This window comes from Aliterella sp. E5.1, assembly GCF_057473825.1.
The window spans coordinates 1-24,728 of record NZ_JBYCCV010000035.1; the positions used below are offsets into that span (position 1 = coordinate 1).

21 protein-coding genes and 2 pseudogenes are annotated in these 24,728 nt (G+C 45.0%); 15 read left to right on the forward strand and 8 right to left on the reverse strand.

All coding sequences use genetic code 11. The features are described from left to right. Positions 1–130 precede the first annotated feature (130 nt). The 10 genes and pseudogenes from AC2VE5_RS13190 to AC2VE5_RS13235 form a co-directional block, all read left to right on the forward strand. Positions 131–762: pseudogene (locus AC2VE5_RS13190) on the forward strand (helix-turn-helix domain-containing protein); the annotation flags it as partial. A gap of 886 nt (positions 763–1,648) precedes the next feature. Continuing rightward, complete coding sequence (bicA, locus tag AC2VE5_RS13195) at positions 1,649–3,319, forward strand: bicarbonate transporter BicA (RefSeq protein ID WP_486888209.1); 1,671 nt, start codon at positions 1,649–1,651, stop codon at positions 3,317–3,319. Between the two features lie 80 nt (positions 3,320–3,399). Continuing rightward, entirely contained in the window at positions 3,400–4,818 is a 1,419-nt protein-coding gene (locus AC2VE5_RS13200; protein ID WP_486888210.1) for a cation:proton antiporter, read from the forward strand. Between the two features lie 20 nt (positions 4,819–4,838). After that, positions 4,839–5,174: a cation:proton antiporter subunit C gene (locus AC2VE5_RS13205; protein WP_486888211.1), complete on the forward strand. Its 336-nt coding sequence runs from the start codon at positions 4,839–4,841 to the stop codon at positions 5,172–5,174. Next, complete coding sequence (locus AC2VE5_RS13210) at positions 5,171–6,604, forward strand: cation:proton antiporter (protein ID WP_486888212.1); 1,434 nt, start codon at positions 5,171–5,173, stop codon at positions 6,602–6,604. The genes AC2VE5_RS13205 and AC2VE5_RS13210 overlap by 4 nt, the downstream gene beginning before the upstream one ends. Beyond that, positions 6,601–6,993, forward strand: a complete 393-nt coding sequence (locus AC2VE5_RS13215; RefSeq protein ID WP_486888213.1) for a Na+/H+ antiporter subunit E — start codon at positions 6,601–6,603, stop codon at positions 6,991–6,993. The genes AC2VE5_RS13210 and AC2VE5_RS13215 overlap by 4 nt, the downstream gene beginning before the upstream one ends. After that, positions 6,990–7,241, forward strand: a complete 252-nt coding sequence (locus tag AC2VE5_RS13220; RefSeq protein ID WP_486888214.1) for a hypothetical protein — start codon at positions 6,990–6,992, stop codon at positions 7,239–7,241. The genes AC2VE5_RS13215 and AC2VE5_RS13220 overlap by 4 nt, the downstream gene beginning before the upstream one ends. After that, a complete protein-coding gene (locus tag AC2VE5_RS13225; protein WP_486888215.1) occupies positions 7,238–7,516 on the forward strand; it encodes a monovalent cation/H(+) antiporter subunit G in 279 nt (92 codons plus the stop codon). Before AC2VE5_RS13220 ends, AC2VE5_RS13225 begins: the two co-directional genes overlap by 4 nt. Further along, the gene (locus tag AC2VE5_RS13230) at positions 7,506–8,093 is read left to right on the forward strand and encodes a DUF4040 domain-containing protein (RefSeq protein ID WP_486888235.1); all 588 of its coding nucleotides are present in this window, start codon (positions 7,506–7,508) and stop codon (positions 8,091–8,093) included. Before AC2VE5_RS13225 ends, AC2VE5_RS13230 begins: the two co-directional genes overlap by 11 nt. Next, positions 8,094–8,756 carry a Na(+)/H(+) antiporter subunit B gene (locus tag AC2VE5_RS13235; RefSeq protein ID WP_486888216.1) on the forward strand — a complete coding sequence of 221 codons (663 nt, stop codon included), beginning with the start codon at positions 8,094–8,096 and terminating at the stop codon, positions 8,754–8,756. 35 nt (positions 8,757–8,791) lie between these two features. Here AC2VE5_RS13235 and AC2VE5_RS13240 read toward each other — a convergent pair whose 3' ends face one another. From AC2VE5_RS13240 to AC2VE5_RS13275, 8 genes are read right to left on the reverse strand one after another with little or no spacing between them, the layout of a single operon-like run. Next, positions 8,792–9,955: an endo-1,4-beta-xylanase gene (locus tag AC2VE5_RS13240; RefSeq protein WP_486888217.1), complete on the reverse strand. Its 1,164-nt coding sequence runs from the start codon at positions 9,953–9,955 to the stop codon at positions 8,792–8,794. Continuing rightward, on the reverse strand, positions 9,948–10,721 hold the full coding sequence (locus AC2VE5_RS13245) for a WecB/TagA/CpsF family glycosyltransferase (RefSeq protein ID WP_486888218.1): 774 nt from the start codon (positions 10,719–10,721) through the stop codon (positions 9,948–9,950). Before AC2VE5_RS13245 ends, AC2VE5_RS13240 begins: the two co-directional genes overlap by 8 nt. 10 nt (positions 10,722–10,731) lie before the next feature. Further along, positions 10,732–11,733 carry a glycosyltransferase family 2 protein gene (locus AC2VE5_RS13250; protein WP_486888219.1) on the reverse strand — a complete coding sequence of 334 codons (1,002 nt, stop codon included), beginning with the start codon at positions 11,731–11,733 and terminating at the stop codon, positions 10,732–10,734. Positions 11,734–11,783: 50 nt separating this feature from the next. After that, complete coding sequence (locus tag AC2VE5_RS13255) at positions 11,784–12,728, reverse strand: glycosyltransferase family 2 protein (RefSeq protein ID WP_486888220.1); 945 nt, start codon at positions 12,726–12,728, stop codon at positions 11,784–11,786. Positions 12,729–12,748: 20 nt separating this feature from the next. After that, positions 12,749–13,891, reverse strand: coding sequence for a glycosyltransferase (locus AC2VE5_RS13260; RefSeq protein ID WP_486888221.1), 1,143 nt, complete (start codon positions 13,889–13,891; stop codon positions 12,749–12,751). Beyond that, the gene (locus AC2VE5_RS13265) at positions 13,884–14,816 is read right to left on the reverse strand and encodes a glycosyltransferase family 2 protein (protein WP_486888222.1); all 933 of its coding nucleotides are present in this window, start codon (positions 14,814–14,816) and stop codon (positions 13,884–13,886) included. The genes AC2VE5_RS13260 and AC2VE5_RS13265 overlap by 8 nt, the downstream gene beginning before the upstream one ends. Beyond that, positions 14,794–16,092, reverse strand: a complete 1,299-nt coding sequence (locus AC2VE5_RS13270) for an O-antigen ligase family protein (protein ID WP_486888223.1) — start codon at positions 16,090–16,092, stop codon at positions 14,794–14,796. Before AC2VE5_RS13270 ends, AC2VE5_RS13265 begins: the two co-directional genes overlap by 23 nt. A gap of 24 nt (positions 16,093–16,116) precedes the next feature. Then, the gene (locus AC2VE5_RS13275) at positions 16,117–17,211 is read right to left on the reverse strand and encodes an oligosaccharide flippase family protein (RefSeq protein WP_486888236.1); all 1,095 of its coding nucleotides are present in this window, start codon (positions 17,209–17,211) and stop codon (positions 16,117–16,119) included. 255 nt (positions 17,212–17,466) lie between these two features. On the opposite strand from AC2VE5_RS13275, the gene AC2VE5_RS13280 reads away from it, so the two are divergent. The 5 genes and pseudogenes from AC2VE5_RS13280 (at position 17,467) to AC2VE5_RS13300 (ending at position 24,660) form a co-directional block, all read left to right on the forward strand. Next, complete coding sequence (locus tag AC2VE5_RS13280) at positions 17,467–19,203, forward strand: transposase (protein WP_486888224.1); 1,737 nt, start codon at positions 17,467–17,469, stop codon at positions 19,201–19,203. 3 nt (positions 19,204–19,206) lie between these two features. Beyond that, the gene (locus tag AC2VE5_RS13285) at positions 19,207–20,061 is read left to right on the forward strand and encodes a TniB family NTP-binding protein (RefSeq protein WP_486888225.1); all 855 of its coding nucleotides are present in this window, start codon (positions 19,207–19,209) and stop codon (positions 20,059–20,061) included. Further along, entirely contained in the window at positions 20,058–20,561 is a 504-nt protein-coding gene (locus tag AC2VE5_RS13290; RefSeq protein WP_486888226.1) for a TniQ family protein, read from the forward strand. Before AC2VE5_RS13285 ends, AC2VE5_RS13290 begins: the two co-directional genes overlap by 4 nt. 240 nt (positions 20,562–20,801) lie before the next feature. Further along, positions 20,802–23,167 (forward strand): annotated as a pseudogene (gene hsdR, locus AC2VE5_RS13295) (EcoAI/FtnUII family type I restriction enzme subunit R). A 35-nt stretch (positions 23,168–23,202) separates the two neighbouring features. Further along, positions 23,203–24,660 (forward strand): type I restriction-modification system subunit M, encoded by a 1,458-nt coding sequence (locus AC2VE5_RS13300; RefSeq protein WP_486888227.1) that lies wholly within the window; start codon positions 23,203–23,205, stop codon positions 24,658–24,660. The last annotated feature ends 68 nt before the right edge of the window (positions 24,661–24,728 follow it).

The window sequence follows — 24,728 nt, forward strand, 5'->3', positions numbered from 1 at the left end:
TTACTTTCTGCTTGACTGTCTCTAGGTCTAGATGAGGACAGGCTTGCGTTACTTGACTCCTGTACATTTATCTTTGCCAAAGTTCTCTCTATTTAATACTCTACTACCTCTGACCACAACTTAGTATAAAGATCGCTACTTGCAGATTCGGATTGCCTCTAAGTTTATCCAACACATTGCTAAAGAAACTATTACTACTAGTCCCGATTGGTTTGAATTATTTCCCGAATTTCGTACCCGCGATTCCCAGCTTGAGGCGATCGCGATGATGTTGCTTGCGAAACTCAAACAAGGCAATTTGGGTGGTAAGCTCTACATTGAATCCTTGGCAAATGTACTAGCGGTGCATTTACTTAGACATTACGCTATGGCAAAATTTTCTTTGCCAATTTATCAGGGCGGATTACCTCAACATCAATTGCTAGAAGTTTTGGATTATATTAACGAACATCTAAGCCAAGACATCAAGCTTGCAGACTTAGCCGCCATCCTAGGCATAAGTCAATTCCATTTTAGCCATTTATTCGAACAAGCACTAGGCACTGCTCCCTACCAATACCTGCTGCAACAGCGAGTAGAACGGGGGCAAAGCAGTTGTTGAAACAAACCGATGCACTGGTTGCAGACATTGCTTTGGAATGTGGGTTCAATAGCCACAGCCATCTAAGTAAACAGTTTCGCCAGCTTACAGGCATGACACCAAGCACCTATAGAGCGAATTCAACACCTTTCTTTTGTAGGGCATTGCCTAGAACGGTATGATTTAAGTCAATAGAGTAATCTTTTGCTGATGGAATTCGTCAGCGCATTCTTGCCCATGACATCGAGCGACTTTTTTCCCTTGTAGTATGAATTATCTCTGAGCTTGGGGTAGGAAATTATCTTCTGCTTTAGCAACCTTACACCAACTTAACGCACTACCTCAGTTTCTTCACTAACGCTTGATTGAATTTCATCTTTTAAGTGATTTACTATAAATATTAGTAAGAATAACAACTCTAGAATAGACATGTTAACTTAAATGACAACTACAACCATTTTATTGTTCAGCTTTATTGCTTTATCATATATTTTCTCAGGTTTCGTTTGCTGGCTAGCTTTCCTAAATTATTTTAATCAGCACTCTCTACTCTCAGGAGGGCAACGATCTCTAGCGATACTATCCAGCTTTTTGATTATAATTTTTTGGCCAGCATGGATAATCAACAAAGTTGTCAAACTACCAGCCTAAGTTGAGAAAAAATATTGTTTTTATTAAACTTTTGCGCTTAAAAAAATGACAAAAAAGCTTTGTAAGTAAGGGAACAAGCGGGGGCTGAAGATTTTTCGCATTTTAACAGAATGTTACTGTTATCGTCGGCGTAAGTGATTTGGCTTGCGCTTCAATCTCATTTCTGGACTACTCTACTAAAAACTTTATTCCTCGATTAACGTAAATCATTCTGTTTTAGGCAACGCCAAAACCTAAACCCATTCCTCACTACTCTTTTCATCCAATGAAAAGATTGCAAGTTAACTATTAAAATAGTCAACCATACAAAGTCTCTATCGAAAAGCAAGGAATTTCCAATGGGAGAAACCGCACAGTTTCAAAGTCAGATGACGACTTTGTATTACTTTAAGAAGTTAATACTCTGTGTTCACCTCAATGGCAATTACCAACCAAATCCGGTTTGATAACCTGCGTGGCGATATCTTTGGCGGAGTCACTGCAGCGGTTGTGTCCTTACCCCTTGCCCTCGCCTTCGGTGTCGCCTCTGGGGCGGGTCCAATCGCCGGGCTGTATGGGGCAGTCTGTGTCGGCTTTTTTGCTGCCTTGTTTGGCGGTACACCGACGCTAATTTCTGAGCCAACAGGACCGATGACCGTCGTGATGACCGCGATCGTGGCAAGTCTGACAGCCAATAATCCTGAAATTGGCTTGGCGATGGCATTTACTGTCGTCATGTTGGCGGGGTTGTTTCAAATCATCTTCGGCATTTTCAAGTTAGGCAAATACATCACCCTGATGCCCTATAGCGTCATTTCGGGCTTCATGTCGGGGATTGGCGTTATTTTGATCATTCTGCAAATCGCGCCTTTTTTGGGACAGGCGGCTCCCAAGGGTGGGGTATTAGCTACGGTGGCAGCGATTCCTCAGCTTTTCGCAAATGCTAATTTGCCAGAAGTGATTTTAGGAGGCGTAACTCTTGCCATTATTTTCTTCATGCCCAAAAAGCTAAAGCGGTTAGTCCCTCCCCAGCTAGTCGCCCTGATTATCGGCACAATTATTTCCCTGACAATCTTTGGGAATGTAGACATTCGCCGGATTGGAGATTTGGGTGAAATTCCAGTCGGTCTACCGATTTTCCAAATGCCCACCTTTACGGCGAATCAGTTGACAACGATGTTTGTCGATGGCGTGATGCTGGGGATATTAGGTTGCATTGACACTCTCTTAACGGCAGTAATTGCCGATAGTCTTACTCGCACCGAACACAAGTCCGATAAGGAACTGATTGGTCAAGGCATTGGTAATATTGTGTCGGGCATCTGCGGTGGCTTGCCTGGTGCGGGAGCCACGATGGGAACGGTTGTAAATATCCAGACAGGCGCAACATCTGCGGTTTCGGGGATAACCCGCGCGTTGCTCTTGCTGGTGGTAGTGCTGGGGGCTGCCCGATATACGCAACCGATTCCGATGGCAGTGCTAGCAGGAATTGCCCTCAAGGTGGGGATTGATATTTTGGACTGGAGCTTTTTAAAGCGATCGCACAAAGTCTCCCTCAAGGGTTCCCTGATCATGTACGGGGTGTTGCTGCTGACGGTGTTTGTCGATCTAATTGTGGCGGTGGGTGTTGGGGTGTTTATTGCCAACATTTTGACCATCGAACGGTTGAGCAACCTGCAAGCTAAAGAAGTCAAGCTGATTACGGACACGGACGACGATGTGCGGTTGAGTGAGGAAGACAAACAGCTTTTGGAAAAAGGCGCGGGTCGAGTGCTGCTGTTTTATCTAAGTGGTCCGATGATTTTTGGCTTGTCAAAGGCGATCGCCCGCGAACACAATGCCATGAAAGATGCCGATGCGCTGGTCATGGATCTCAGTGATGTACCAATGCTGGGGGTGACGGCTTCGCTGGCGATCGAAAATGCGATTCGAGATGCCCACGACAAGGGGCTTCAAATCTATATTGTTGGAGCCAGCGCCAAAATCCAGAGCCGCTTAGAGCGTCTCGGTTTATTTAACATGGTGACGGCTGCACATATTCTAGACAATCGCACCGAAGCGCTGCGTCAAGCCGTTGACCATACCTATAGCAAAACCGTTACTATCTGATTGGCATTACTGGTAAGGACACACCGTGTGTCCTACATTCAATTTTGTTGGAACGTGTCTCTTACAGAAATCCCTGACCCATGTTTTTTAACCCTGCGATCGCCCCTTTATCCCAACTTCCATTTCTAATTCCTCCCCCTCTGCTGGCAACGGCTGAAGCCGAAAATGCTCCGCTCGTGTTGTCTGGTGTGCTACTGAGTCTAGTAGTTATCTACCTTGCTAGCAAACTGGGTGCTGAGGTGTCTAAGCGGTTGGATTTTCCCCCGGTTTTGGGCGAACTGGTAGCTGGAGTCATGGTTGGGGTGTCTGCCCTACATTTAGTGATTTTTCCCGAAAGTGGGCTGCAAGCTTCAAATTCCGTTGTAATGTCTGTGCTGCAATGGATTAACGGACTAACGCCAGAGGCAGTAACCAGCATATTCCAGTCCCAGAGCGAAGTAATTTCGGTGCTGGCAGAACTGGGTGTAATTATTCTGCTGTTTGAAATTGGGCTGGAATCAGATCTGCGCCAGTTAAAGGAAGTCGGCTCTCAAGCAGCGATCGTCGCCTGTGTTGGGGTGGCTGTTCCCTTTGCGGCGGGTACGGCTGGGCTGATGATGCTGTTCAATGTTTCGGCAATTCCGGCGATTTTTGCGGGAGCAGCTTTGACGGCAACTAGCATCGGCATCACCTCTAAAGTGCTGTCTGAACTAGGTCGGCTCAAGTCGAGAGAAGGACAGATTATTGTCGGCGCAGCAGTGATTGATGATGTGTTAGGAATCATCGTGCTAGCAGTAGTTGCTAGTTTAGCCAAAACAGGTGAAATCGATGTGACGAATGTAATTTACCTGATTATTAGCGCAACAGCGTTTCTGATTGGTTCGATCTTGCTCGGTGGCATTTTCAACAAGACCTTTGTTGCCCTTGTGGACAAGCTCAAAACCCGTGGCAATATTGTGATTCCGGCATTTATCTTTGCTTTCTTTATGGCGTTTTTGGGCAATGCAATTCACCTAGAAGCGATTTTGGGTGCCTTCGCCGCAGGATTGGTCTTAGACGAAACCGATGCCCGAAACGAGTTGGATGAACTGGTCAAACCGATCGCCGATCTGCTAGTTCCCATCTTCTTTGTCACTGTTGGCGCGAGGGCAGATTTAAGCGTACTTAATCCGTTACTCCCTGAAAACCGCTCTGGCTTGGTAATTGCTGTGTTTTTAATTGCGGTGGCAATCGTTGGTAAAGTCGTCACAGGTTGGGCAGTCTTTGGTCAACCAGGAATCAATCGACTGGCGATCGGGGTGGGCATGATTCCGCGAGGTGAGGTGGGGCTAGTGTTTGCAGGCATTGGTTCTGCCAGTGGCGTACTCGATAAACCCTTGGAAGCTGCCATCATCATTATGGTGATTTTGACCACCTTCCTCGCACCACCTTTCCTCCGAGTCGCTTTTGGACAGTCCCAGGAGCCACCCGCCAGTGGAGAACCCTCGCTAGAAGCAACAGCAGTGGTGAATGAAGCTTAGGTAAGACAGTAGGAGGGTAAGTGTTAGAAGCGTGTGTTTTTGCAACGATTTTGTGCGGATTTTTTGGCATCATCTTTAAGAAAAATTTGGTGATGAAAATCATCTCTATGGATGTGATGAGTACGGGGGTGATTGCCTATTACGTGTTGATCGCATCGCGCGATGGCTTGTTTACCCCGATTCTTGCCGATGGCAATAAAGGAAATTACGCCGATCCGGTTCCTCAAGCGGTGATCTTGACGGCGATCGTCATTGGCTTTTCGATTCAAGCACTGATGCTAGTTGGGGTGATGAAATTGGCACGGGATAATCCGACGCTGGAAACCAGCGAAATCGAGCAGAATAACGCGCCATGAGTACCCTGACGATTATCTGGATCGCGTTACCGTTTTTTGTCGGGTTTATCAGTTATTTGCTGCCTCGGTGCGATCGCATTTTCTCATTTGGGGTAGCGATCGCCTCAACCGTTTATGCGCTGTGGCTATTTACGCAACCACCACTAGAGTTGCAATTACTGGATAACTTTGGTGTTACCTTACTGCTCGATCGCCTGAGCGGCTTTTTTATCCTCACCAATGCGCTAGTAACGGCAGCCGTAATTCTCTACTGCTGGAATAGTGGTAAGACTGCTTTTTTTTTCATGCAGACGATCATTCTGCATGGTAGCGTCAATGCCGCGTTTGCCTGTACAGATTTCATCAGTTTGTACGTTGCTTTAGAAGTAATCAGTATCGCAGCGTTTCTATTAATTGCTTACCCTCGAACGGATCGATCGATTTGGGTGGGCTTGCGCTATCTCTTTACTAGCAACGTTGCCATGTTGTTTTACCTAGTGGGCGCAGTGCTGGTTTATAAAGCCACCCATTCTTTTGCCTTTGCCGGATTACCCAAAGCGCCTCCAGAAGCACTGGCGCTGATCTTTTTGGGACTGCTGGTGAAAGGAGGAATTTTTGTATCGGGATTATGGCTGCCGTTAACCCATTCAGAGTCGGAAACGCCCGTATCGGCAATGCTGTCGGGTGCTGTTGTCAAAGCGGGGGTTTTGCCACTGGTGCGCTGCGCCTTGCTAGTGCCGGAGGTCGATCCTCTGATCCGAGGTCTGGGGGTAGGGACAGCGTTGTTAGGCGTGGGTTATGCCGTCTTTGAAAAAGACACCAAGCGGATGCTGGCGTTTCATACAGTTTCGCAGTTGGGTTTTGTTCTCGCAGCACCGGAAGTCGGCGGATTCTATGCCCTGACGCACGGGTTAGTGAAATCGGCACTGTTTCTAATCGCAGGGGTTCTCCCCAGTCGCAACCTAAAGGAACTGCAACACCAGCCCATCGGTACGCCGATCTGGATTGCCCTGGCGATCGCTAGTTTCTCAATCTCAGGGTTTCCCCTGTTGTCGGGCTTTGGGGCAAAGGTGTTGACGATGAAAAGTCTGTTGCCCTGGCAGGCGATCGGCATGAACATTGCGGCGCTGGGAACGGCAATATCCTTTGCCAAATTTATTTTTCTGCCTCATCAAAAACAGGAAAAACAAGAGAAAATCCAGCCTGGTTTTTGGGCAGCGATCGCCCTGCTCATTGGTGGGCTATTTGTGGCAAATATAGCGTATTACGAAGCGTACAGTTTCGAGAATATTGTCAAACCCTTGGCAACGATCGCCCTAGGTTGGCTGGCATATTTTTTGATTTTTCGACGCACCGGAGTCAAACTGCCACGTCTATTAGAGCAATTCGATCACCTGATTGGCGTGATGAGTTTGACGTTGATTCTACTCTTCTGGATGGTGCTGGCATGAGCGGATATCTCAATATGATCCTGCGACTGGTCATCTGGTTTTTGCTCACCGCTAATCTAAGTGTGGCAAATATCATCATCGGCATTTGTGTTGCCCTGCTGTTGCCGCGCGGTCGTAGTGGTTCTGGTACCTTAAAAGACTGGTTGCGGGTGCTGTGGAAAATCGTTTTGGCGATTCCCCAGGCGTATCTAGAAGCATTTGAACTGATATTGCGTCCCCATACGCAGGAAGAAATCGTGATGGAACAAGTCAAACAGAGGCGATCGCCAGGACTAATCTTCCTAGATATCTTTCTAATCACGTTTACACCCAAAACTATTGTCTTGAAGTACTACGAAGATGGCTGGTACGAAGTTCATCGGGTAAGGCGGGGGAGGAAGGGGCGATGAATGCGATTCTAATTGCGATGATTCTGGCGTTGCTCATTCCCATCTATGAGGCTTGGCAAGATGATGATATTTGGCAGAAGATGCTTGCCTTTACAAGTATTGCCAGCAAAACATCTGTGATGATTTTGGTCGTCTCTGTTGCGCGCGGTGATTGGATGATTGGAGTTGTTGGGGTGATTATCTTGAGTGTGGGAAATGCCGGATTAATGTTGCTAGCACACGTGCTTAAACGGATGAATGAACAATGATTAATATTCTCAGCTACATCTGCATCAGCGTGGGAATTGTTTTCTGGTTTTGGGGAACTTTTCCTCTACTTGGTGGCCGATCCCTTCTTTTCAAACTGCACAGCCTTTCAGTTGCCGATACCCTCGGTTCTATGAGCATCATCTTCGGACTGCTTTTGAAGATTCCCAGTCAATGGGCGTTGCTCGTCCTGGCGCTGATTTCCCTAGCAATCTGGAATACGGTGCTGGGGTACGTGCTGGCACACTGTTCCAGTGGAGGAAATGATGGACGATAACTACATCTATGCGATCGTCGCTCTGCTGCCCTTAGCGGCGGTGATGCTCACTGTCCAAGTTAACCCCTACAATGCCCTGGTGATTCGTGGCATTTTGGGAGCGATCGCTGCCCTAGTCTATGTCGTTTTGGGAGCGGCAGATGTTGCCTTAACCGAGGCATTGGTAGGAACTATGCTAGCGATTACGCTCTACGCGGTGGCGGTGCGTTCATCGCTGGTGATGCGAATTGGTGTCCTCAAAGATGAATTGAGTGAGACAAACGATTTACATCCTTTCGCCCAACTGATCGCCCAAGTGCGAACAATTGCCAGCAAATATCATCTGCGGCTAGAACTGCTGCCGTATCCCGATCCACAGTCCTTACATCAAGCATTGATGGCAAAAGAAGTTCATGCTACCTGTAGTACGCCGCAACTGAACAACATTCAAAACCCCGCACTTAAGTCCGAACCGCAACTTTATCACACGTCAATCCGCATCCGCCGCCTTTACAACATCCTGCAAACCGAACTGACATCACCCGCCACGCGATTGACCTATATCTCAGTACCAGATTCTTCAGGAGAAAAGCATTAAATGAAATGGCTTTACATTGCAGCAGGCATCGCCTTATTCATCAAATTCCTGGTCGTGCCAAACCCGATTGCAGAGGTTAGCGATCTGTCAATCGTGGAAGCCGTTGTGCAGGATAGCGGTGTGCCTAATGCGGTGTCGGGCATTATTTTCAGAAATCGGCTGTATGACACGATCTTTGAAGTCATCGTGTTTACGATCGCTATTATGGGCGCTCAATTTCTGCTGGCGAACGAGCGACCTTTCAACACTATTTATCAGTTCACCGATCAAACTTCCATCGTACTGGCACGACTAGGCGCGACTATTGCCGCGATCGTGGGGATTGAACTTGCAATTCGGGGGCATCTTAGTCCAGGGGGTGGGTTTGCAGCAGGAGTCGCAGGCGGAACCGCAATTGGGCTAATCGCAATCACATCTTCTTCAGAGTGGATGGAGTCAATTTACGAGCGTTGGCACGCTGCCTTTTGGGAAAAGGTTTCCGTCCTGATATTTATCGTGCTGGCGGTGATCGCGCTAGTTGGCATTGAATTACCTCACGGCGAGTTGGGCGCACTGATTAGCGGCGGGATTGTTCCTATCCTCAACATCCTGGTGGCGATCAAAGTCGCTTTAGGATCGTGGGCAGTAATTTTAGTGTTTATTCGCTATCGAGGATTGTTGTAGAAATAAGGGCAAAACTAGATTTTTGCGATCGCTACTTACGAGACGTGGTTACGTATAGGAGCGTTGTCAACAGCGCGGGCGATCGCATTCCATGCCAATTTCCGCTTTAGTTGGGCATCAAGGGGCAACGGACGAACGGGAGCGCCGTCTTCGCGGGGTTTGTAACTTGAAAGCCACGTGTGGCGATCGCTCAAACCCCATGTCAGCAGTGCGGTTACGGCTGGTTCATCTAATACTACAGAAAGATAATCCTCGTATATTCCCGCGACAATGCGATCGCGCGTATCAATATCTTTGGGCAGCTTTTGGTCTGTCACATCTACTTCCGTAATCATGATTTTTAGACCGAGACTAGCTACATCACGCATAAAATCCCTCAACTTTTTAGCATTGAAGCGGGTTTCATCTCCCCGCAAATGGGCTTGCATTCCCAGGGCATGAATGGGAGTTCCTCTTGACTTGAGACGTTCTAGTAGCTTAAGTACAGCCGTTCTTCTTGCTTCCTCTTCACTGGTGTCATACTCTAAGCGATGGTCGTTATATACCAATAATGCCTGCGGGTCTGCCTCGTGTGCGGCGCGAAAGGCAATTTCAATGTAATCTGGTCCCAAAAACTGCAACCAGGGCCACTGACGCAGACCATCAGAGCGTCCATCAGCCGGATCGATTGCTTCATTTACTACATCCCAAGAATGAATCTTCCCAGCATAGTGTCCGACGACTGTAGCAATATGTTGGCGTAGCATCTGCTGGGCATTTCTGCTGTCAACAATACTTGCAAACCATTCCGGCAGCCCCTCGTGCCAAACTAGAGTATGTCCGCGCATCAGCAGACCCTGAGAGCGCGCAAACTTAGCCAGCCAATCGCCAGGGGCAAAGTTGAATCGATCGGGAGTAGGGCGCAGGGCTTTCCACTTCAACTCATTTTCAGGTACGAGGATGGCACACTCTTGGCTAAAACGCTCGGCAAAAGTTTTGTCAGCAGCAAGGCTGCGTTGGGAAACTGCCGCCCCATAGAGCAAACCTTTGGTTGCAGCGCGATTGCGCAAAGGGGTATTTCCAACTACGGCATAATTTCTATTAGCGTAACTAGCTGCTTGACTTAGTTTATTCAAGTCTTTGATTTTGCTTGCCAAGATAAAAGCACCGATACCTAATACAAAGGTGCGCCGTCTAATCAATTTGCGATTTTTAGTCATAACTTGGCTGTAAGTATTTTAAAATGCCTTGTTTGAGAACTCGATATAAAAATAGTGGGTTGCCCAGAATATAGCGTTGCCATAGGCGCTGCGGCTCAAAAAACAACCGTGCTAACCATTCAAGCCCGCGATCTGTCATCCAACGCGGTCCTCTAGAAACTGTATTTGTATAAAAATCTAGGCAGGCTCCCATTGGGACAATTACGCCAGCGTCTACTTGCTCTAAGTTGTCCAAAATCCAACGTTCTTGGATAGGCATCCCAAAACCTACATACAAAATTCCTGGCTTAAAGCTATTAATTTTTTCAATAACGGCATCGCTTTCTGCTCCAGACTTATCAAAATAACCGTGATGCCCTTGAATTTGCAAATTGGGGGCGATCGCTCTAAATTTGGCGATCGCTTTGTCTACTACACCTGGTTCACCTGCTAGCAGAAATACAGATATATTTTGCTGTTCGCAATTTAAAATCAAATCTTCGATAAAGTCTGGAGGTGTCATGCGATGCTCAGAACTAAGTGCATAGCCAAACAACTTAGCTCCTAACAAAACACCAAAGCCATCGCAAAAGACTAAATTTGATTTGTTTAAAAAATCTTGATACCAAGGTAGTTCGCAGGCTAGGTTCATTGCCTTAATATTTACATTGCCTACGATTGCCTTTTTGCTATCTTTTGCTGCTTCTACTATGTACTCTATTAATTGCTGTACATTCACTTTATGAAATCTAGTTTTAAGTACAACTATTTCTTCAAAAACTTTCATTTTTCTATCCTCACTTAGTTAATAGACAAGTATTTTCAACTTCTTCATGCCATAAATTACGGCAATTAGCAGCAAACAATTTAGGATCTTCTCCATTTACAGCAATATCTTTATTTCCTAGCTCATAAGTCAAGCGATCGAGGAAGTCTTGGGGAGAAGATAGCAAAGCTCCAATACCATACTTAATTGCTCCTGCATAAGCCTTTTTGCCCATGTGGATATTTGTCATTCGCATATTTTTTCTAAAGTTTAGTTTTTTGCGATCGAGTAGCATGGATAGCGGCTTTTTTACCGATTCATAGGGTAAGGGGTTGAGATGCCACAAGTGCGAAAGCAGCAAATATTGCACGTACAATGTATTAGTTGATTGCCCTTGCAGATTGCTACTACTTATACTATTTATATTCAAGCGAAATCCAACTGTTTCTTCAGAAATCAGTCTAATTTCATGCAACAAAGCCATGCGCCACCATAGATCGATATCTTCAATATGCAAATTAAAGCGATATCCCCCTAAGTCTTTTGTTTTGGCAACGTTTAGAGTTACAGTTGGATGACAAATTGCCAACAAATACCCGATTTTTGTCAAGCTACTAAGAATATCCGGGGATGCTTTAGTAGTTCTAAAAGTTCCAAAGCTTTCGGTATTTTGATAATACTTGGCATAGGAATAAAACATTCCTGAATCTGGATATCTATTTATGTACTCTGTAATCAGTTCAATCCGATTTGGATAAGCGATATCATCTGCATCGTGGCGAACTAACCAAGGAGTTTCTACCTCGGCAAGCATTCTATTTAAAGTTGCAGTTAGTCCACTATTTGATTGAGACACCACCTTGAATCGGGAATCTTGAATAGATTTTAAGTAATCTAAACTGTCATCAGTCGAACCATCATCAATTACTAATACTCTAAAATCAGAACAAGTTTGTTGCCAAAGACTATCAATAGTTTCTGGCAAAAACGGCATCGCATTATAAACAGGTAATCCAATCGTTACCAATGACACTATTTTTTCCTAACCTTTTTCAATGATGTAAATGTCGTTTTTGACTCAAGTTATGCACTTTTTAAGCTTTGAGCTTGTTTGCTTAGCAAAGCTCGAAAAGAGCGGCGAGTTTCTTGGGGAATTAGCCATATGCCTAGGTAGAGGAGAAAATCAATTAGTTGAGGTTCGCCAAGTTTTATCGCTTCTGACAAGAGAGGTAAAAATTTTTGCCATTCACCTTCTGTCGAGGCTTGCGCGGCAACTTCCACCATAATAAAAGCTGCATAAGCGCGTGGTGTAACTAGATTTTTGTTTTCATGCAGCCAAGAGAGCGAATTACGCCAATTGCTAGTTCCACTGACAGTTTTACGCTTTTCATCTACATACCAAATAGCCAATGGTTCAGGTACAAACTCAATTCCTACCCCTGCCAAATTATTCACGCGCAACAACCAATCCCAATCTTGATGTCTCTGCAAATCTGTTCTAAAAGGAACTTCTTGGAGTAATTTCTTTTTGGTAAAAAGGACAGAAGTTTGGATCAATCCCTCCCCTTGAAATAGCGAATTACGTGCCAAAAGGTATTCGCTAATTGGCTCCGACAGCGATAAAAATCTGGTTGGACGAATGTAGTCGCCTTTTGGAGAACGAGCAGTTAAACGACTAGCAACAATCGGAAACTCATACTGAGAACGGATAGCAGCTTCGATTTGCCGCTCTAGCTTTTGTGGCAACCATTCATCATCATCATCTAGAAAAGCAATCCATTCTCCTGTCGCTTCAGACACTCCAGCATTTCGAGCCGCAGCCGCACCGCCTGGAATTGGCAGTTCTACACACCTCAATCGAGGATCGTCTATTTCGGCGAGAACCCCACGAGTGGAAGCATCTAAGCCATCAATCATGACGATGACTTCTATATCCTGAAAAGTTTGGGCGATCGCACTTTTAACTGCTCGTTCAACTAATAGCGGTCGATTGCGCGTGGGTATAACGGTACTAATAATCGGCTTCATCTCAATTACCTCGTCAATTTTTAATTAATATTTGCTTGGAAAACTTCGTCATAAATGCTCTCTAGTTTTTTGGTCTGACTGTGCAAGTCAAATACACTACGCACTCGCTCTTGACCTCTACGGCTAAATTGCTGCCACAAATCTCGATCCTCTAGCAATCGCAAGATATATGCAGCAAGCCCCTCAGCATCGCGTTCCGCAGCCAAAAAACCTGTCTTGCCGTGCATGACGGCTTCAGGAATTCCGCCGCTAGCATTGCTCACTACTGGTAGTCCTATAGCTTGCGCTTCCGTAAAAACTAGACCAAATCCTTCAGAATCGCCTGATTTGGCAGTAATACTTGGGACGCAAAATACCTGAGCTTGATGCATCCAATCTCTGACACTTTCTGGCGGCTGCACTCCTAAAAACCGATAGCGTCGCAGCGATGTTTTAGCTTGCTGTTCTAAGGAAGAGCGCAGCAACCCATCCCCGATTACTACTAGCTCCACCTCTGGCATTGCTGCTTGAACTTTGCTCATAGCTTGGATGAGATATTCGCACCCCTTTTTCTCAGTCAATCGCCCCACAAACAGGACTATTGGCTGCCGTTGGATTGCAGGATTGGTTTGGAATAGCTTAGTGTCTACGCCAATGTAATGCACCAAAATTTTGGGCGCGGGAAAGCCCTGCTCTATCAACTTATTTTTAATAAACTCTGAAACAGCAATAAACATCTGTGTCTGATGCTTAAGTCTCTCTCGGCGGCGAAAGTAAGTCCATTGACTCAAAGACTTTTCTGCGCACTCATCCTTTACCGTAATATCAAAGCCATGAAAGGTAACTAATAGCGGTACTTGCAACTTGTTTGCTAGAGGTAAAGCGATTGCTCCATCCTGCCCAAAATGAGCGTGAATCAGCTTTGGATGCAGATTGCCTACTTGCTGCACAAAAGCAGGAGCGAATTGACCACATTTAGACGAGACTTCGCTCATCTTGCCTAGCATTCCACCCCGATTGACCACTAACTTGCGTCCTTCAGGAAGTGGCAGGCCTGGTACAAGGCGCGAACCCACATAGTAGGGAGTAAATTGCTGTAAAGCTTCTGCCTGACCTCGGATGAAAGTTTCAGAGGATTGCAGTAGCAGATGCCGATAAATTACTACGTTAGATTTCTTAGGCATCTTTAATCCATCTCCTCTTATTCAAGTTTTCCGTAATTAGGCAACGGAAAAAAGATCTAGCATTAATCTCAACTTTTTTGAAGAGGGCAACAGAGGACAAATAATTGTTGACAATATGTTTGGATTCTGGCTCGATACCTCCTGTACGCCAGTAGATGCCAATACCATTAATCAAAAGACCGTTAGTAAACATAGACAACGACGGAAATTTTACTCGCATCCAATAAGCGGTAAGGATAAGTATTCTGGCTTTTAGTCGCCGATTGTTAGCTTTAAACGTATAGGCATTAGCACCATGAATTTTTTGGATTGATAAATGCTTATTTAGAAAAAAACCTTTACTTAGAGCTAGGACTGTAAATTTTAAGTAGTTGTCACTTGTAATTTTGATAGCTTCAGGCATAGGGAGAATTATTTCTAGAAGCGAACGTTTGAAGCAAAGTCCAGATGTTGCAGTAGGGATAAATGGTAATTTAAGCTTTTTGATCTGCGCGCTACAATCCCACTTGTATGAGTGAGTTTCATCAGTGGTTTTAATAAATTTGTTGCCATCTATATTTAATAATTTCAGAGTGTGAAAACACCAACTAATATCTCGATCGTTTTTCAAGATATTGACAATTTCTGAGACTTTTTCAGGCAAAAAAGTATCATCAGAATCCAAAAAACAAATGACCTCTCCTTTGCTGGCAGCAAAACCAGCGTTAAAGGCTGATGACTGACCGCCATTTTCTTTTAGTACCGAGATAATTTTATTACCGTAACTTTGAATGATTTCCAGCGATTCGTCGGTAGAACCGTCATCGACAACAATTACTTCTGTATGAGTATAGGTTTGATCTAGCGCGCTATCAATTGCTGCTCGAAGATAACGTGCATAATTGTAGTTGTCGATAATAATGCTAACTAAAAGTTGGTTTTGCATGGATTGACTCCCTTGGTTTGATCCTTTTTTTCGGCAACTTATGAGCGATGACATCTTGAGATTTTTTTTGTTCGATCTGAATGCTGTGTGTTGAGAAAATAGTTACTGTAAATAAAATCCAAAGGGAATTTTGTCTTAACAGCGAACTTTCAGTTAGGTTCGCTAGTAATAAAAATGTTAAATACGCTAATGGCAATAGACCTTCAGAAGTTTTTATTAGGCGCAAGCAGATAACTGAACGCCAACAAACTCCTAAAAAGCCTAGAGCAAATGTCAATAAGCCTAATAAACCTAAGTCGAGCCACAAGTCTAGAAAACCATCGTGAGAATGGGGGGCTGCCCACCGAACTGTACTTAAAACCTGTGCAGACTCGCCTTCCCAGCTTCGCCAGAAACCACCGTAACCATAACCTAGCCAAGGACGTTCGCTAATTTTATCGAGTACAGCCGCCCAAAGATCGGTACGACCTGTGAGCGTAAGATCCCGCCCAAAAACACCCAAAATAGCCTCTGCGTTGCTCAATAACAATACAGCTATACTTCCACCTACAAGGACTGTAAAAATCGCAAAAGAGATTGCTAAACTAGAACTCCAACGTAAAGCTTTGTAGAAAGGCAAGAGAACTATCAGGGTTAGTAAAATAGCCAAAGCTGTTTTTGAAGTTGAAAGCACAATAATCGCGATTGAAAGGATAAATCCAGTCCAGGCAATCCAACGATATTTGCGGTTACTGCTGGTTGAAAGTAAGAACACCAATGCGCTCAACACCATCATGCGACCTAGACCGTTTTTGTGAATATAAATCCCTCGCCAAGCGCCCTGGTGAACTCCTCCCTCCTGAGAAGTCATAACTCCATAATCTGGCAGTGCTAAAGCGATCGCTATACTAAGCAGCACAACTACACTAAAAGTCACAGTTAACAGCCGTAACTGTTCTTTCAAGCTATAACGTGCGGCAAAGTACACTCCAAACAAGGTAAGTTGTCCCAAAAACACACTGCCGCGTAAGGTCGATCCTGGTACGTCAGACCAGAATGTTGATGCTAGAGCAATGCCTAAGAGCATCCATAACCACTTTTCCCTAATCACCAGAGAAATTACTTTTTTATACCCAACTGCAATCAAAAGGATACTAATTAGAGAGATGCCATTAGCCAAAACCAGTTTGATTGGCGCGATATTCATGCCGCTAATTTCATTCAAACTAGGTAATATTGCATCTGTAAAAAACAGTAGCGATAAGACACAAAATCCTTTTTCAAGTAGTTGAAGCATAAGTACAGATTTGAGGTTGGGTAGTTAATTATTTACTTTCATCTCTTGAATTTTTCGTTGATAAAGCCAAACAACCAGCATCCACAGGCTGATGACTAAAAAGGCATCTGAAGCCAAACTAGACCAGGCGGCTCCCCGCCACGAGTACAAAGGAATTAGCCACAGGTTGACTAAGACGTTGAAGGCAGCCACGATCGCTTGCACGGCACTGCGCAGTCCCTGAAATCCTGCTCCTGTCAGCGTATCGGCAGCAAAATAGTGTAGAGCTTTGAGTAAGGGTAAGGGTGCTAACCACTGCAAGGCTTGTCCTGCTTCCTGGTACTCGTTACCTAATATGTAAGGCACGACTGGAGCAAAGAAGAACAAAGCAATGCCCACGCCTACACCATAGAGTCCGGCAAGAGGTAATAGGCGCTTGGAAAAATCCATCGTCCCAGTGATGCCAGACGTGCCATGCTGAAAGAACTTCGCATAGGCAGCAGCTAAAAGGCTGCGCACGGGGACAAAAGCGACATCAATCAAACGGTAAGCAGAGGCATAGATGCCTGTAGCTTGCAACGATGCCAGCCGTGCCAGCATTGTTTTGTCGATATCGTTATATACAGTTTGGGCAGATAAACCGATTGAGAAGTAGAATCCTTCAGCAATCTCTAGCTTAATTCGCGATAGCGCCAATTTGGGCTTGCCTAGCAAGCGATGCACCATAAAAAGCGCTATTAAGGCAGAAACCGCCGTGCTAATTAGATACAAAAAAGTCCATTCCAGGGCTTGGGGATGAGCAAACAATTTCACCAAAGCCAAGGCGGCGATTAATCTTGTCACTTGGGGCAAAATGTTGAGTTGAGCCGTCTTACTCAGCCAGAGAACAGCCTGAAATGCTTGACCAGCTACATCTAAAACTCTGGCAAAAATTAAGTCAGTTAGACAAACTAAAACTATCAGCAATAAAGGTATTGATTTAGGTAAAAGGACTGGAGCAATCAGTAGCACCAAACCAAATAACCCAAAACCAGAAACAACAATCATCAATAGAGCATTGCCCCAATACTCGGCAAATAAAGCTTTGTTTCTAGATACATTTTTAACCAACAGATTGCCACCGCCTAGACTGGTGTACAGTGACTAATTATTTGACGTGATGCCAAATTGTTGTCGCTGATAAGAACTGTTGATTTCTCTATATTCTAGCTGTTTTCCTTGATTAAAGATAACTAGCCGTTAGTGACAAATTAAGTGTCGCCGTCCAAATCAGTGACAATTTAGCTGTCGTCGTTCTCAAAGAAAAGAATTTGAGGAGTGACAAATTAATTGTCGCTTTCTTTTTTGTGAGCTAGAATAGCATTATGTGTTTTAGAAAAACTATTTGCTCAAGACGTGAAAATTGACACTGAAGTAATATCTAATCAGATCCCAACCTCTGATCCTAGCGAGAGCAATCTGATTGCCTCGGAACTGCCAGAGGCGGCAAGAGTAAAGTTGGCAGTGATTCAAAGTTTGCTGGAACCATGCGATCGCGTCACCTACGGAGAAAGACTGCGGGAAGGGGCAGAAAAGCTAGGGCTTTCTGTCCGGTCGGTACAGCGATTATTTAAGAGTTATCAAGAAAAAGGATTAATTGCGTTGCTTTCCAGCAGTCGTACAGATAAGGGAGAACACAGAATCAGTGAGTTTTGGCAGAACTTTATTATCAAGACTTACCAAGAAGGCAATAAGGGCAGCAAGCGGATGAGTCCTAAACAGGTTGCCCTGAAGGTACTGGCGAAAGCTGGAGCGATCGCTGATGATAATTTTCCTAGTTATAGAACTGTGTTGCGAGTCCTGAAGCCAATTCTGGAAAAGCAAGAAAAGGCGAAAAGTATCCGCTCTCCAGGGTGGCGCGGTTCAAATCTTTCTGTGAAAACCCGCGATGGCGATGATTTGGACATTAGCTATAGCAATCAGGTTTGGCAATGCGATCATACCCGTGCTGATGTTTTGCTTGTGGATCAACATGGAAAGCTTTTGGTTCGTCCTTGGTTAACCACTGTAATTGACAGTTACTCTCGCTGCATTATGGGGATTAATTTAGGGTTCGATGCTCCCAGTTCCCAGGTGGTGGCTTTGGCTTTGCGCCATGCTATTTTACCGAAACGATATGGGGCGGAATATAAGCTGAATTGCGAATGGGGAACTTACGGGACTCCTCAATATCTCTTCACTGATGGGGGTAAAGATTTTCGCTCTAATCACCTGGCAGAAATTGGGGTGCAGTTGGGTATGGTGTGTAAGTTACGCGATCGCCCTTCGGAAGGAGGTATTGTGGAGCGTCCTTTCAAAACCCTGAATCAATCTCTGTTTTCAACCCTTTCTGGCTATACAGGTTCCAATGTGCAGGAGCGTCCAGAAGATGCCGAGAAGGATGCACAGTTAACTTTGAGGGATTTGGAACAGTTAATAGTGCGCTTCATTGTCGATCAATATAACCAAAGTATTGATGCTCGGATGGGCGATCAAACCCGGTATCAGCGATGGGAAGCTGGTTTACAGAAAGAACCGGATGTGATGTTGGAGCGAGATTTAGATATCTGTTTGATGAAAATGACGCGGCGGACTGTGCAGAGAGGCGGACATTTACAGTTTGAAAATGTGATGTATTTGGGGGAGTATTTGGCGGGTTATGCTGGGGAAATTGTTAGTTTTAGATATGACCCCAGAGATATCACGACGATTTGGGTCTATAGGCAAGAGAATGACCGAGAAGTGTTTTTAACCCGCGCTCACGCTCAAGGATTGGAAACGGAGCAGTTATCAGTAGATGATGCGAAAGCGAGTGCCAAAAGATTGCGAGCCGCAGGTAAAACCATTAGCAATCAATCAATTTTGCAAGAAACTATTGAGCGAGAAGCTTTGGCAGAACGCACGAAAAGCCGTAAGCAGAGACAAAAAGAGGAACAAAGCTATAAGCGATCGCGTAGTGTGCCGTTAGGCATATCGCCCTCTGCGGCTGTTATGGCTGAAGTTAAATCTGATCAATCGGAAATCGCATCATTAAATGAAGCTGATACTAACTCTGTATCGGCTGATATTGAGGTTTGGGATTATGACGAAATGCGTGAAGGGCTTGGGTGGTAGGTGATGACAAAAGAAAATTCACAACAAGAAAACCCCGCCTCCCAAATCGCTGAAGAACTAGGAGATTTAAAAGCTGACGGTCACTTGTTACAGGTAGAAATTGCCCGTTTGAATAAGAAAAGTATTGTGCCGCTAGAACACATCAAGGATTTACATAATTGGCTGGATGAAAAACGTAAGGCGCGTCAATCCTGCCGTTTAGTAGGGGAATCGCGGACGGGAAAAACGGTTGCTTGTGAGGCTTACACTTTTAGAAATAAGCCTAAGCAAGAAGGTAAGCAAGCTCCCACTGTACCTGTTGTTTATATCATGCCACCCACTAAATGTGGATCTAAGGAATTGTTTCGGGAAATCATTGAGTATCTGAAATATCGGGCAGTTAGAGGAACGGTTGCAGACTTCAGAGGTCGAGCAATGGAGGTTTTAAAAGGCTGTGAGGTGGAAATGATTATTATTGATGAAGCGGATCGCCTGAAGCCAGAGACATTTTCGGATGTGCGAGATATTAACGATAAGTTAGGAATTGCTGTCGTCTTAGTAGGTACAGATCGCCTGGATGCGGTTATTAAGCGAGATGAACAGGTTTACAATCGCTTTCGCGCTTCTCGTCGCTTTGGGAAGTTGACGGGGGAAGATTTTAAAAGAACGGTAGAAATTTGGGAGGACAAAGTGCTAAAGATGCCTGTTGCTTCTAATTTGAATAAGAATGAACTGCTGAAAATTCTGTTGAAGGCGACTGAAGGTTATATTGGGCGCTTAGATGAGGTTTTAAGGGAGGCAGCAATTAAGTCTCTATCCAGAGGGTTTAAGAAGGTTGAAAAGACTGTGTTGCAGGAAGTAGCTAGGGAGTACGCATGACTCATAGTGAAATTCAGCCTTGGTTATTTGCGATCGCGCCTTTGCCAGGAGAAAGTTTAAGTCATTTTTTAGGGCGGTTTAGAAGACGTAACCATTTAACCCCCAATAGTTTAGGGCAAATAGCAAAAATTGGGGCAGTAGTGGCACGTTGGGAACGCTTTCATCTCAATCCTTATCCTACACAGCAGGAGTTTGAGGCTTTGGCGGAGGTGATAGGGGTTGAGGTTGAAAGGTTGTGGGAAATGCTGCCGCCAATGGGGGAGAGGATGAAGTGTGAGCCGATTCGATTATGTGGTGCTTGTTATACTGAGTCACCTTGTCATCGGATTGAGTGGCAGTATCAATCTGTGTGGAAGTGCGATCGCCATCAGCTTAAGCTTTTAGCTAAGTGTCCGCACTGTGAAGCACGATTTAAGATGCCTGCACTGTGGGAGCATGGGAGATGCGATCGCTGTCGAACAACATTTGGAGAATTAGCTGCATATCAAAAATCAGCTTAATGCAGGATGGAGAAAGGAGAATGTCCCTATTGTTTTCTGCCTTTTGCGAAAATGGCGAAGCTTCAGTAACTTGTTTGATGTAAGGTAGCGATCGCTATCCTCGCTGTCAACAGTAATTGTTTGGAAGGGAATCGCATCTCTATGGGCAAGCTATATACATAGTTAGCTATTACAAACCAAAATTCACGAGATATACGTTGCTATAAATTGAACATAGAGGGGCTGAAAGAATACTGAAGCATGGATAAAAAGCAATTTTCTGAACGCGACATTTGCAGTAAATACATCACTCCTGCCTTAGAACGTGCGGGATGGGATATTGCAACGCAAGTCCGAGAAGAATTTCCCCTGACAAATGGACGGATCATTGTTCGCGGAAAACTGCACACACGCGCTAAGAACAAGCGTGCTGACTACGTTCTTTTTTACAAGCCAAATGTGCCGATCGCTATTATTGAGGCTAAGGATAACAATCATTCCTTGGGTGATGGTATGCAGCAAGGTCTTGGCTATGCCGAAATGCTTCAGGTTCCCTTTGTATTTAGCTCCAACGGTAACGGCTTTTTATTTCATAATAAGATCGCCATTGACGGAATTATCGAGCATGAAATTAGTCTAGAAGAATTTCCCTCTGCCAATATGCTTTGGCAATGGTGGTCTGATCATCAAGGACTAAGTGACCAACAACAGAGTTTAGTTACGCAAGATTACTATAGCGACGGTAGTAATAAGACTCCCCGTTACTATCAATTGTTAGCAATTAACAAAACAATTGAAGCGATCGCTAAGGGGCAAAATCGTATTTTGCTAGTTATGGCAACGGGGACAGGCAAAACTTTTACGGCTTTTCAAATTATTTGGCGGTTGTGGAAGTCTAAGCAGAAAAAGCGCATTCTATTTTTAGCCGATCGCAATATTTTGATCGATCAAACGATGACTAATGATTTCAAGCCATTTGGATCAGCAATGACCAAAATCAAAAATCGGCAGGTGGATAAGTCCTACGAAATTTATCTTTCGCTATATCAGGCGGTGACTGGTACTGAAGACATCCAAAATATTTATAAACAATTTAGTTGCGATTTTTTTGATCTAATTGTGATCGATGAGTGTCATCGTGGTAGCGCTGCCGAGGATTCAGCATGGCGACAGATTCTCGAATATTTTTCCTCTGCGACACAAATCGGACTGACGGCAACGCCTAAAGAAACTAAGGAAGTTTCTAATATTGATTATTTTGGTGAACCGATTTACACCTACTCACTAAAAGAGGGGATTGATGATGGCTTTCTTGCGCCCTATAAGGTATACGCATTGACTTGGATAAGGATCTAACGGGATGGCGACCTAGTGAGGGGATGGTTGATAAATATGGTGATGAAATTGAGGATCGGGTTTATAACCAGAAGGATTTTGATAAGACACTGGTGCTAGAACAGCGCACAAAGTTAGTTGCAAAAAAAGTAAGTGAGTTCCTAAAACAAACTAACCGTTTTGATAAGACGATTGTGTTTTGTGAAAATATTGACCATGCGGAGCGAATGCGTCAGGCATTGGTGAATGAAAATGCTGATTTAGCTGCCGATTCGCGCTATGTGATGCGGATTACGGGGGACAACGAAGAGGGCAAAGCAGAACTTGACAACTTTATCTTCCCAGAATCGAAATATCCAGTGATTGCGACCACCTCAAAGCTGATGACCACTGGTGTAGATGCCCAAACTTGCAAGTTGATTGTGCTAGATCAAAGAATTCAGTCGATGACGGAGTTCAAACAGATCATTGGTCGAGGTACGAGAATTAATGAGGACTATGGCAAATTTTATTTCACTATTATTGATTTTAAAAAGGCTACTGAACTGTTTGCCGACCCAGATTTTGACGGCGATCCAGTGCAGATCTATGAGCCAAAACTAGATGAATCGCCAGTGCCTCCCGATTTGCCAGAGGAGGAGGAAACTACAGATGGGGAGCGGGATTCAGACACAGGCAAAGGGGAAAAGCCTCTTAGTGGAGAAGAAAATCCAAATCCTCCAACCGAACCCACTCGCTGCTATGTGGTGGCTAATGTTGAAGTTAAGGTTTTTGCGGAGAGGGTGCAGTATTTCGATGCTGATGGCAAGCTGATTACCGAATCGCTCAAGGACTATACACGCCAGACTGTGACTAAGGAATTTGCATCGCTGGATGATTTTTTGAAACGTTGGAGTAGTGCAGATAAGAAACAGGCGATCGTTGATGAATTAGCCCAAGAGGGTGTATTCTTTGAGGCTCTGTCTGATGAGATTGGTCAAGATTGCGATCCTTTTGACCTGCTTTGTCATGTTGCTTGGGGTATGCCGCCATTAACCCGCAGGGAACGATCTGACAGGGTTAAAAAGCGTAACTACTTCGCCAAATATGGAGAACAAGCGAGGCGGGTGTTGGAAGCCCTGCTGGATAAGTATGCCGATCAAGGGGTTGCTCAGATTGAGGAAAAGCAAATTTTAAGAGTGGAGCCGTTTAGTCAGTTTGGGACTCCGATGGAGATTGTCCGCGCTTTTGGTGGGCTAGAGGGCTATGAGGCGGCTTTGCGCGATCTCAAGCAGTCACTCTACAGCGCCTAGAAAAAGTAACCCCATAAGAAAATTAGAAGAAAAATATGGCTATTGGAACGCTGATTAAAACTATTCAAGACATCATGCGAAAGGATGTGGGTGTCGATGGCGACGCGCAGCGTATTAGCCAGATTGTATGGTTAATTTTCCTGAAGATTTTTGATGATAAGGAGCAGGAGTGGGAATTTACCGTTTCGGGGTATAAGTCGCCGTTGCCGAGTCAGTTGCGGTGGGCGAGTTGGGCGAAAAACCCAGAGGGGATGACGGGGGAAGAGTTACTGAATTTTGTGAATAATCAACTGTTTCCTGAATTAAAGCGGTTGGCAACAGCGCCAGGGGTGTCACCGCATGGCAGGGTGGTTGGTACGTTGTTTGAGGATGCCTATAACTACATGAAGTCGGGGACGCTGTTACGGCAGGTGATTAATTGCATCGAGAGCGATGTGGATTTTAACTCTTCTAGCGATCGCCACCTATTTAACGATATTTACGAAAAAATTCTGGCGGATCTGCAATCGGCGGGTAATGCAGGGGAATATTACACGCCTCGCGCTGTGACTTGGTTTATGGTGGATATCCTCGATCCGCGATTGGGAGAGAAGGTGCTTGATCCTGCTTGCGGTACGGGGGGATTTTTGACCAATACCATCGAGCATCTGAAGCTACAGGCGAAGACGGCTGAAGATTTGCAGATGCTACAAGAAAATATTCAGGGAGTGGAGAAGAAGCCTTTGCCGCATATGTTGGCGATGACTAATGTAATGTTGCATGGGATTGATGTGCCGAGCAATATTCGTCATGGCAATACTTTGAGCCGTCCGCTTCGGGACTATACCCATAAGGATCGGGTGGATATGATCATTACGAATCCGCCTTTTGGGGGGATGGAGGAGGATGGCATTGAGAGCAATTTCCCGAAAAAGTATCAAACGCGGGAGACGGCGGATCTGTTTATGGCGTTGATTATGCACTTGCTCAAGCCTGAGACGGGACGGGCAGGGGTGGTGCTGCCTGATGGGTTTTTGTTTGGGGAAGGGACAAAAACGACGCTAAAACGGGAGTTACTGGAGGAGTTTAATTTACATACGATCGTGCGTTTGCCGAAGGGCGTATTTAGTCCCTATACGAGCATTAATACGAATATTCTCTTTTTTGAAAAGGGTGCAACTACTGAGGATGTGTGGTTTTTTGAGCATCCTTATCCTGATGGTTACAAGTCTTATTCGCGCTCTAAACCTCTGACGATTCAGGAGTTTGATCGCGAGAAAGAGTGGTGGGGCGGCGCACACAGGAAGGGGCGCAAGGTTAATGAGTATGCGTGGAAGGTGGCGGCGGCGGAGATTGCGGCGCGTAATTACAATCTTGACTGCAAGAATCCCCATGAGGTAATGGTCGATCATGGCGATCCTGATGAGTTGATGCAGGAATATCTGGAGATCGCGCAGCAGATGGCGGCGGTACAAGATGCGCTGAAACATGAATTGATGAGGGCTTTGGGGTGAATTCTCTAAATCTTTTTTGCCCGCCCCTCTGAAGGAGTTAGAGGATAAGGGACTGGCTAGATATTGGC

What these genes read in the sequence shown, in the direction of transcription:
- AC2VE5_RS13240 (WP_486888217.1), bottom strand. Translation starts at nt 9,955, where the DNA reads ATGACTAAAAATCGCAAATTGATTAGACGGCGCACCTTTGTATTAGGT.
- AC2VE5_RS13270 (WP_486888223.1), bottom strand. Translation starts at nt 16,092, where the DNA reads ATGCTTCAACTACTTGAAAAAGGATTTTGTGTCTTATCGCTACTGTTT.
- AC2VE5_RS13300 (WP_486888227.1), top strand. Translation starts at nt 23,203, where the DNA reads ATGGCTATTGGAACGCTGATTAAAACTATTCAAGACATCATGCGAAAG.
- AC2VE5_RS13200 (WP_486888210.1), top strand. Translation starts at nt 3,400, where the DNA reads ATGTTTTTTAACCCTGCGATCGCCCCTTTATCCCAACTTCCATTTCTA.
- AC2VE5_RS13245 (WP_486888218.1), bottom strand. Translation starts at nt 10,721, where the DNA reads ATGAAAGTTTTTGAAGAAATAGTTGTACTTAAAACTAGATTTCATAAA.
- AC2VE5_RS13255 (WP_486888220.1), bottom strand. Translation starts at nt 12,728, where the DNA reads ATGAAGCCGATTATTAGTACCGTTATACCCACGCGCAATCGACCGCTA.
- bicA (WP_486888209.1), top strand. Translation starts at nt 1,649, where the DNA reads ATGGCAATTACCAACCAAATCCGGTTTGATAACCTGCGTGGCGATATC.
- AC2VE5_RS13225 (WP_486888215.1), top strand. Translation starts at nt 7,238, where the DNA reads ATGATTAATATTCTCAGCTACATCTGCATCAGCGTGGGAATTGTTTTC.
- AC2VE5_RS13215 (WP_486888213.1), top strand. Translation starts at nt 6,601, where the DNA reads ATGAGCGGATATCTCAATATGATCCTGCGACTGGTCATCTGGTTTTTG.
- AC2VE5_RS13210 (WP_486888212.1), top strand. Translation starts at nt 5,171, where the DNA reads ATGAGTACCCTGACGATTATCTGGATCGCGTTACCGTTTTTTGTCGGG.
- AC2VE5_RS13285 (WP_486888225.1), top strand. Translation starts at nt 19,207, where the DNA reads ATGACAAAAGAAAATTCACAACAAGAAAACCCCGCCTCCCAAATCGCT.
- AC2VE5_RS13220 (WP_486888214.1), top strand. Translation starts at nt 6,990, where the DNA reads ATGAATGCGATTCTAATTGCGATGATTCTGGCGTTGCTCATTCCCATC.
- AC2VE5_RS13235 (WP_486888216.1), top strand. Translation starts at nt 8,094, where the DNA reads ATGAAATGGCTTTACATTGCAGCAGGCATCGCCTTATTCATCAAATTC.
- AC2VE5_RS13230 (WP_486888235.1), top strand. Translation starts at nt 7,506, where the DNA reads ATGGACGATAACTACATCTATGCGATCGTCGCTCTGCTGCCCTTAGCG.
- AC2VE5_RS13260 (WP_486888221.1), bottom strand. Translation starts at nt 13,891, where the DNA reads ATGCCTAAGAAATCTAACGTAGTAATTTATCGGCATCTGCTACTGCAA.
- AC2VE5_RS13290 (WP_486888226.1), top strand. Translation starts at nt 20,058, where the DNA reads ATGACTCATAGTGAAATTCAGCCTTGGTTATTTGCGATCGCGCCTTTG.
- AC2VE5_RS13265 (WP_486888222.1), bottom strand. Translation starts at nt 14,816, where the DNA reads ATGCAAAACCAACTTTTAGTTAGCATTATTATCGACAACTACAATTAT.